Annotated in this window: 7 protein-coding genes and 1 riboswitch; of the genes, 4 read left to right on the top strand and 3 right to left on the bottom strand. The window is 70.3% G+C overall.

The features are described from left to right. The 3 genes from VNT50_RS05885 to VNT50_RS05875 form a co-directional block, all read right to left on the bottom strand. A partial coding sequence (locus tag VNT50_RS05885; RefSeq protein WP_325484169.1) for an FAD-dependent oxidoreductase occupies positions 1-257 on the bottom strand: 257 nt, incomplete at its 3' end. 1 nt (position 258) lies between these two features. Continuing rightward, a complete protein-coding gene (gene nadA, locus VNT50_RS05880) occupies positions 259-1,581 on the bottom strand; it encodes a quinolinate synthase NadA (protein ID WP_325484168.1) in 1,323 nt (440 codons plus the stop codon). After that, positions 1,578-2,315, bottom strand: a complete 738-nt coding sequence (locus tag VNT50_RS05875) for an NUDIX hydrolase (protein WP_325484167.1) — start codon at positions 2,313-2,315, stop codon at positions 1,578-1,580. The genes nadA and VNT50_RS05875 overlap by 4 nt, the downstream gene beginning before the upstream one ends. A gap of 126 nt (positions 2,316-2,441) precedes the next feature. Between VNT50_RS05875 and VNT50_RS05870 the strand changes: the two genes are divergently transcribed. From VNT50_RS05870 to gcvP, 4 genes are all read left to right on the top strand, one after another. Then, positions 2,442-3,614: a MarP family serine protease gene (locus VNT50_RS05870; RefSeq protein ID WP_325484166.1), complete on the top strand. Its 1,173-nt coding sequence runs from the start codon at positions 2,442-2,444 to the stop codon at positions 3,612-3,614. A 58-nt stretch (positions 3,615-3,672) separates the two neighbouring features. Next, positions 3,673-3,771: riboswitch (glycine riboswitch) on the top strand. A gap of 262 nt (positions 3,772-4,033) precedes the next feature. After that, complete coding sequence (gene gcvT, locus VNT50_RS05865) at positions 4,034-5,197, top strand: glycine cleavage system aminomethyltransferase GcvT (RefSeq protein WP_325484165.1); 1,164 nt, start codon at positions 4,034-4,036, stop codon at positions 5,195-5,197. Continuing rightward, positions 5,194-5,595: a glycine cleavage system protein GcvH gene (gene gcvH, locus VNT50_RS05860; protein WP_325484164.1), complete on the top strand. Its 402-nt coding sequence runs from the start codon at positions 5,194-5,196 to the stop codon at positions 5,593-5,595. The genes gcvT and gcvH overlap by 4 nt, the downstream gene beginning before the upstream one ends. Beyond that, positions 5,592-8,255 (top strand): aminomethyl-transferring glycine dehydrogenase (gcvP, locus tag VNT50_RS05855; RefSeq protein ID WP_325484163.1); only part of this gene is annotated, 2,664 nt, incomplete at its 3' end. The genes gcvH and gcvP, both read left to right, overlap by 4 nt.

Raw genomic sequence — 8,255 nt, 5'->3', positions numbered from 1 at the left:
CGCTGCGGACCCTCGGAGCACAGCACCTCGACCGCGGCCGGATCGCACAGGCCGGCACCCGCGCGCATCGTGTCGGCGATATGCAGCTCGACGCTGTCGTCGGGGAACAGCGCTGCGGCGATGCCGCCCTGCGCGTACTTCGTGTTGCTCTCGGCGAGCTCGGACTTCGTGACGAGGATCACGTCGTGCCGCTTGCTCGCGCGGTACGCGGTGATGAGGCCGGCGATCCCGGTGCCGACGACGACCACGCGGGCCATGCTAGAAGCCCGCCTTCGGCGGAGACGGCTTGGCCGCCAGCATCCGTTCGAGGGCGATGCGGGCGGGAGCCGCGACATCCTCTGGCACCGAGATCTGGTTGAGCACCTCGCCGCGCACGAGCGCCTCGAGCACCCACGCGAGGTAGCCCGGGTGGATGCGGTACATCGTCGAGCACGGGCAGATCACCGGGTCGAGGCAGAAGATCGTGTGCTGCGGGAACTCGGCCGCGAGCCGGTTCACCATGTTGATCTCGGTGCCGATCGCGAACGTCGTGGGCTCGGTCGCACCCTCGATCGCCTTGCGGATGTAGTCGGTCGAGCCCGCCTCGTCGGCCGCGTCGACGACGGGCATCGGGCACTCGGGGTGCACGATGACACGCACGCCGGGGTGGTCGGCTCGTGCCTTCTCGACCTGGTCGACGGTGAACCTGCGGTGCACGGAGCAGAAGCCGTGCCACAGGATGACGCGGGAGTCCTCGACGGCCGAGAACTCGTTGCCGCCGAGGGGCTTGTTCGGGTTCCACATCGGCATCTGCTCGAGCGGCACACCCATCGCCTTCGCGGTGTTGCGGCCGAGGTGCTGGTCGGGGAAGAAGAGCACGCGCTCGCCGCGCTCGAACGCCCACTCGAGCACGGTCTTCGCGTTCGAGGACGTGCACACGATGCCGCCGTGGCGCCCGCAGAAGCCCTTCAGGTCGGCCGCGGAGTTCATGTAGGTGACCGGGATGACGGGCACCCGGCCGTCGGGTCCCGGCACATCGAGCGGGCCGAAGACCTCTTCGAGCTGCTCCCAGCACTCCTCGACCTGATCGATGTTGGCCATGTCGGCCATGGAGCAGCCGGCGGCGAGGTTCGGCAGGATGACCGCCTGCTCGGGTGCCGAGAGAAGATCGGCGGTCTCGGCCATGAAGTGCACGCCGCAGAACACGATCGCCTCGGCATCCTGTCGTGCCTTGGCGGCGTTGGCGAGCTGGAACGAGTCGCCGACGTAGTCGGCGTGCCGCACGACCTCTTCGCGCTGGTAGAAGTGGCCGAGCACCACGACGCGATCGCCGAGCGTCGCCTTCGCGGCGCGGATGCGCGCGTCGAGCTCTTCTTCGGGGGCGTCCCGATACTCGACGGGCAGCTCGCCCTGGCGCGGAGATCCGGTGGGGATGACATCGCCCATCGATGCCCCGGGACCGTAGCCGGGGCGGATGTCGAAATTCCACGGTCCGGCCACGAGATCGGTGTTGCACGTCTCCGTGGTGGAGCGACCCGTGGTGATGAGTCGCAGCGCGTGGTCGACCGAGGGGTCGGCCACCGTTGATGGGTGCAGGGTCATTTCGTGCTCGATCCGGTCAGGGGCCCGCGGTCCGCGAGCTCGACGTCCTGGTTGTAGCGGTAGAGGCGGGCCGGCCGGTGGCTGCCCGTGCGGAAGCGGTCGGTCGGGATGAGGGTGCCCGAGTGCTCCGCCTGGCGGCGGAAGTTCGCGGGGTCGAGGCGTCGCCCGAGGATGGATTCGTACACCTCGCGCAGCTCGGCGAGGGTGAACTCGTCGGCGAGGAGTCCGTGGGCGATGCGGCTGTAGCCCACCTTGTTGCGCAGGCGCCACAGGGCGTAGTCGACGATGTCGTTGTGGTCGAAGGCGAGGCGGGGGAGGGATGCCGCGTCGAACCATTCGACGTTCTCGCGCTCCGCCGCGTCGGCGATCTCGTCGGGTCGCAGGAGCGCCCAGTAGACGATCGACACGACGCGGGTGGGCGAGCGGTCGACGTCACCGAATGCGTAGAGCTGCTCCAGGTAGCTGGGGGAGAGGGCGGTCGTCTCTTCGAGCGTGCGGGATGCCGCGGCATCCAGCCCCTCCGCCGCATCGAGCCAGCCGCCGGGAAGCGCCCAGAGGCCCTGGAACGGGTCGCGCGTGCGGCGCACGAGGGGAAGCACCACCGCGGCGCCGTCGGCGCAGGGCCGGAGGCTGAAGATGACGGTCGAGACAGCGACGCGCGTGACGTCGTCCGCCGGGCGTGCCCGCTCGAGATCCGGTGCCTGCTCGGTGTCGAGAATGCCGCTTTGTGTCATGGTGACCCTAACTCTCGAGATCATCTTATAGTCACCATGACATGAAGTGCAAATACGTGTCGTGGATTCCGGAGACCTCCCAGGTGCAGGCCCTAGGCTCGCTGGCGTCCGCAGAGGGGAGCAGGGGTGAGCGCCATCGACTTCGTGATCATCGCGATTCTCGTCGTCGCGGTCATCGTCGGCATCCAACGGGGGCTCCTGGCCAGCGTCGGGACGCTCATCGGTCTCGCGCTCGGGGGCGTAGCGGCCTATTGGGTCGTCCCGCTCGTCAACGCCGCGATCCCGGGCGCCGCGTGGCGCGGACCGGTCGTGCTGGCGGTCGGCGTGGGAATCCTCGTGCTCGGCGCCGTCGTCGGCTCGATGATCGGGATGGCGCTGCGGCGCGGTGTCGACCGGACGAAGCTTCGTGTGTTCGAGCGCATCCTCGGCGGGGCGCTGACCCTCGTCGTGGCCGCGCTCGCGGTCTCGCTGGCGGGGCAGAGCATCGCCGCGACGGGGATGCCGGGCGTCGCCGCGACGGTCTCGTCATCGAGGGTGCTCACCGCGATCGCCGACCTGACGCCACGGCCGATCGCGGCGACACTCGCCGAGCTGCGCGGCGTCGCGCTCGCCGAGGGCATGCCGCGCCTCGGCGAGCTCTTGGCGCCGCAGATGCAGCCGACCAGCCCGGAGGTCGCACTCGATGACCCCGCCCTCACGACGGCCGCGCAGTCGGTCGCGCGCGTCTCGGGGGTCGCCTACGCGTGCGGAATCAGCGCGTCCGGGTCTGGCTTCGTCGTCGCCCCCGACCGCGTCATGACGAATGCGCATGTCGTCGCCGGCGTCGACCGGCCCGTCGTCGAGCTCCCGGGGCGCGCGGCCCGCGAAGGTCGTGTCGTGTACTTCGATCCCGTGGACGATATCGCCCTGATCGCCGTCGATGACCTCGACGGCGCGCCCCTGACGGTCGCGCCCACCCTGGGTGTCGGGTCCGCCGCCGTTGTGCAGGGCTATCCGTACGGCGGGCCGTTCACCGCGTCGACCGCTCAAGTGCTCTCGGTCGCCCCGGCGCAGGTGCCCGACATCTACGACTCGTCGTCGTCGTCGCGCGACGTCTACGCGCTCGCCGCTCACGTGCGCCCCGGCAACTCCGGCGGCCCGCTCCTGACCACCACCGGGGCGGTCACCGGCCTCGTGTTCGCGCGCGCGGACAACGACGACAACGTGGGCTATGCCATGACCATGACGGAGCTCACTCCGGTGCTCTCACAGGCGACCGACCTCGACGCGACGGTCGCCTCGGGCACCTGTACCGCGTGACCTGCGCGCAGTCGCCCCCGCGGCGGATATGCTGGGCTCGCAACTGAAGACAGGCCGCATGACCCTCGCGGGAGAGCCCCGGAACGCACCACACCCGGGGCACCGAAGGAGCAAGCCTCCCCGCCAATCTCTCAGGTCCGTGTACCGCGCGGGTCCGGCCACTCTGAAAAGCGATTTCGAGCGAAGCAAGAAATCGGGTCGAGTAGCACGCCGAAGGCGAGCGTATCGAGACCCGGCGAGTCGACCTCCACGGGTCTCCCCGCAGTTTTCTCGCATCCGTTCAAGAAATCCGCCGAAGGTGAAAGCCGCAGCATCCGATCACTGAAATGGATGCCTCGCGGCGAAACTCTCAGGCCCATGACAGAGGGGGAGTTCGCCGGCGTCACCTGACGCCTGCCCGGACGATCACCGGAGAACTCATGTCAGACCCCGCACTCCCCGCACGAGAGACACCGCTGCGTGCTGCGCACGAGACACCGCTGCGTGCTGCGCACGAGGCGCTCGGCGCCTCCTTCACCGACTTCGGCGGATGGCTCATGCCCGTGCGCTACACGTCTGAGCTCGCCGAGCACCACGCCGTCCGCGAGGCCGCAGGCCTCTTCGACATCTCCCACATGGCGGAGTTCCTCGTCGAGGGGCACGAGGCCGGCATCCTGCTCGACTACGCGCTCGCCGGGCGCCTGTCGTCCATTCCCGTCTGGAAGGCGAAGTACAGCCTCCTGCTCGAGCGCTCGGGCGGCATCATCGACGACCTCGTCGTGTACCGGCTCGCCGACCACCGCTTCTTCGTCGTCGCCAACGCGGGCAACCGCGCCCCGGTCGCCGCGGCGCTCGCCGAGCGCGCCTCCGGGTTCGAGGCGACGGTGGTGGACGTCAGCGACGACTACGCGCTCATCGCCGTGCAGGGCCCGATCGCCCGCTCGGTGCTCGAGGCCACGCCGGGAATCACCGACCTCGGGCGGCCCCTCGCCGACCTGCCCTACTACGCCGCGACCGACGCGTTCTTCGATGGCGCGCCGCTGCTCGTCGCGCGGACCGGCTATACGGGCGAGGACGGCTTCGAGCTGTACGTCCCGGCACCCACGGCGGCGCCGCTGTGGGACGCCCTGCTCGCCGCGGGTGCCCCGCTCGGGCTCGTGCCCGCGGGACTCGCCGCGCGCGATACGCTCCGCCTCGAGGCGGGGATGCCGCTGTACGGCCACGAGCTTTCGCTCGGCATCCTCCCCGCTCAGGCAGGGCTCGGCCGCGTCGTCGCCCTCGACAAGAACGAGTTCGTCGGCCGCCAGGCGCTGATCGGGGGGCCCGACAGCGACGCGCGCGTGCTCGTGGGCCTCATCTCCGAAGGCAAGCGCGCCGGACGCTCCGGCTACGCCGTGTACCAGGGCGGCCCTGCCACGAGCGGGGGGGAACCGGTGGGAGAGATCACCAGCGGCGCCCTCAGCCCGACCCTGCGGCATCCGATCGCGATGGCCTTCGTCGCGCCATCGGCGGCCGCCGATGGCACCGAATTGACCATCGACGTGCGCGGAACACGCATCCCCGCCACCGTCACCGCCCTGCCCTTCTACCGGAGGAACAAATGACCGATCTCAGCGCCCTCAAGTACACGGCCGAGCACGAGTGGATCTCGCTCGACGGCCCGATCGGCGAGGAAGGAACCGTGGCTACCGTCGGCATCACGGACTTCGCCGCCGACAAGCTCGGCGATATCGTGTTCGTCGAGCTGCCCGCCGCCGGCTCCGGCGTGAGCGCCGGCCAGGTCGTCGGCGAGATCGAATCGACGAAGTCTGTCGGCGAGCTCTACGCCCCGCTGACCGGCGAGGTCGTCGCGGCGAACGACGCCGTGGTCGACGATCCGTCGCTGGTCAACGCCGACCCCTACGGCGCTGGCTGGCTCGTCAAGATCCGCATCGATGCGTCGTCCGCGGCCGAGCTGCTCGACCGCGAGGGCTACGTCGCGCTCACCGGCGGCGCCGAATGACGGGCGAGTTCGCGGCACGACACATCGGGACCGATGCCGCGGCGCAGCGCATCATGCTCGACGCGCTCGGCTACGACAGCGTCGAATCCCTCGTCGAGGCGGCGGTGCCGGCATCCATTCACGTGCAGCCGCGCACGACCACCGACATCCCCGTCGCGGCGACCGAGGCGGAGGCGCTCGCGGAGCTGCGGGTGCTCGCATCGCAGAACCGCACCGCGCGCCCCATGATCGGCCTCGGCTACTACGACACCTTCACGCCATCGGTCATCGCGCGGAACGTGCTCGAGAACCCGTCGTGGTACACGGCGTACACGCCCTATCAGCCCGAGATCTCGCAGGGCCGGCTCGAGGCGCTCATCAACTTCCAGACGATGGTCACCGACCTGACCGGGCTGGCGACGGCGAACGCGTCGATGCTCGACGAGTCCACGGCGGTCGTCGAGGGGATGCTGGTCGCCCGGCGCGCGTCGAAGTCCTCCTCGAACGTCTTCGCGGTGGATGCCGATGCGCTGCCGCAGACGAAGGCGCTCCTGCGCTCGCGTGCGGAGGCGGTGGGAATCGAGCTCGTCGAGGTCGACTTCGCGAACGGCGGAACCCTGTTGTCTCCGGTTGGTGAGCCTGTCGAACCATTCGGTGCGTTCCTGCAGTACCCCGGCGCGAGCGGGCGGGTCTGGGATCCCTCGGGCGTGATCGATGCGACCCACACGGCGGGCGGCCTAGCGGTCGTCGCCGCCGACCTGCTCGCGCTCGCTCTGCTCGCCTCTCCCGGCTCGCTCGGGGCCGACGTCGCCGTCGGCACGACGCAGCGCTTCGGCGTGCCGCTCGGTTTCGGCGGCCCCCACGCGGGCTACATGGCCGTGCGTCAGGGGCTCGAGCGGCAGCTCCCCGGTCGCCTCGTCGGCGTGTCTCAGGACGCCGACGGCCACCCCGCCTACCGGCTTTCGCTGCAGACCCGCGAGCAGCACATCCGCCGCGAGAAGGCGACGTCGAACATCTGCACCGCGCAGGTGCTCCTGGCCGTGATGGCCGCGATGTATGCGGTCTACCACGGGCCGGCCGGGCTGCGCGCGATCGCGACCGACGTCTCCCGCAAGGCGGAGGCTCTCGCCGACCGCCTCCGCTCACACGGGCTCTCGCTCGCCTCGGACTCGTTCTTCGACACGCTCCGCGTCGTGACCCCGGGTCCCTCCGAACGCGTGATCGAGCGGGCGCGCTCGCGCGGCTACCAGCTCTACCGGGCGGATGACGCGAGCGTCGGGGTGTCGGTCGATGAGACCACCACCGCCGATGACCTCGCTGCGATCGCATGGGCATTCGGGCTGCCGACGGCCGACGAGCACGGCGATCGAACGGTGCCCTACGCGTCTTTCGAGGCGCTCGCGGGAGTCCCCGCGGCCCTCATGCGCGAAGACGAATACCTCACGCACCCGGTCTTCAACACGCATCGCAGCGAGACCGCGATGATGCGGTACCTGAAGACCCTCGCCGACCGGGACTACGCGCTCGACCGGGGGATGATCCCGCTCGGCTCGTGCACGATGAAGCTCAACGCGGCGACCGAGATGGCGGCCGTGTCGTGGCCGGAGTTCTCGCGGGTGCACCCGTTCGCGCCCGAGGCCGACGTGCGCGGCTACCTCGCGATGATCGAGCAGCTCGAGGCGTGGCTCGCGGAGGTCACCGGCTACGACTCCGTCTCGCTGCAGCCCAACGCCGGGTCGCAGGGTGAGCTCGCCGGGCTCCTCGCGATCCGCGGGTGGCACCTCGCCAACGGCGACACCGCGCGCACCGTGTGTCTCATTCCGTCATCCGCCCATGGCACGAACGCCGCGTCCGCGGTGCTCGCGGGGATGAAGGTCGTCGTCGTCGCGTGCGACGACGCGGGCAACGTCGACCTCGACGACCTGCGGACCAAGATCGCGGCACATGCGGTGGAGCTGGCCGCGCTGATGATCACGTACCCGTCGACGCACGGGGTGTACGAGCACGACGTGCTCGAGATCACCCAGGCCGTGCACGACGCGGGCGGCCAGGTCTACGTCGACGGCGCGAACCTCAACGCCCTGCTCGGGTTCGCGCGGTTCGGCGACCTCGGCGGCGATGTGTCGCACCTCAACCTGCACAAGACGTTCGCGATCCCGCACGGCGGCGGCGGGCCCGGCGTCGGGCCCGTGGCGGCGAAGGCCCACCTCGCACCATTCCTGCCGGGGCATCCGTTCGCGCAGCGCGTGGACCACGGAACCTTCACACACGACGGCGGTGCGGTGTCTGCGGCGCCCTTCGGCTCCGCCGGCATCCTGCCCATCTCGTGGGCCTACATGCGCATGATGGGAGCGGAGGGGCTGCGGGAGGCCACGGGCGCCGCGGTGCTCGCGGCGAACTACGTCGCGGCGCGCCTGCGCGAGCACTACCCGGTGCTCTACACGGGCGAGGACGGACTCGTCGCGCACGAGTGCATCCTCGACCTGCGTCCGCTGCGGGAACAGACCGGGATCACCGTGGATGACGTCGCCAAGCGCCTCGTCGACTACGGCTTCCACGCCCCCACCATGTCCTGGCCGGTGCCTGAGACCATGATGATCGAGCCCACCGAGAGCGAAGGCCGGGCCGAGCTCGACCGCTTCTGCGAGGCGATGATCGCCATCCGCCAGGAGATCGCGGCG

Source organism: Microbacterium sp., assembly GCF_035554235.1.
In the GTDB taxonomy this organism is placed as follows: domain Bacteria; phylum Actinomycetota; class Actinomycetes; order Actinomycetales; family Microbacteriaceae; genus Microbacterium.
This window is presented reverse-complemented; position numbering and strand designations above follow the sequence as displayed.

Coding starts and splice junctions, on each gene's coding strand:
- nadA (WP_325484168.1), bottom strand. CDS start 1,581: ATGACCCTGCACCCATCAACGGTGGCCGACCCCTCGGTCGACCACGCG.
- VNT50_RS05875 (WP_325484167.1), bottom strand. CDS start 2,315: ATGACACAAAGCGGCATTCTCGACACCGAGCAGGCACCGGATCTCGAG.
- gcvT (WP_325484165.1), top strand. CDS start 4,034: ATGTCAGACCCCGCACTCCCCGCACGAGAGACACCGCTGCGTGCTGCG.
- gcvH (WP_325484164.1), top strand. CDS start 5,194: ATGACCGATCTCAGCGCCCTCAAGTACACGGCCGAGCACGAGTGGATC.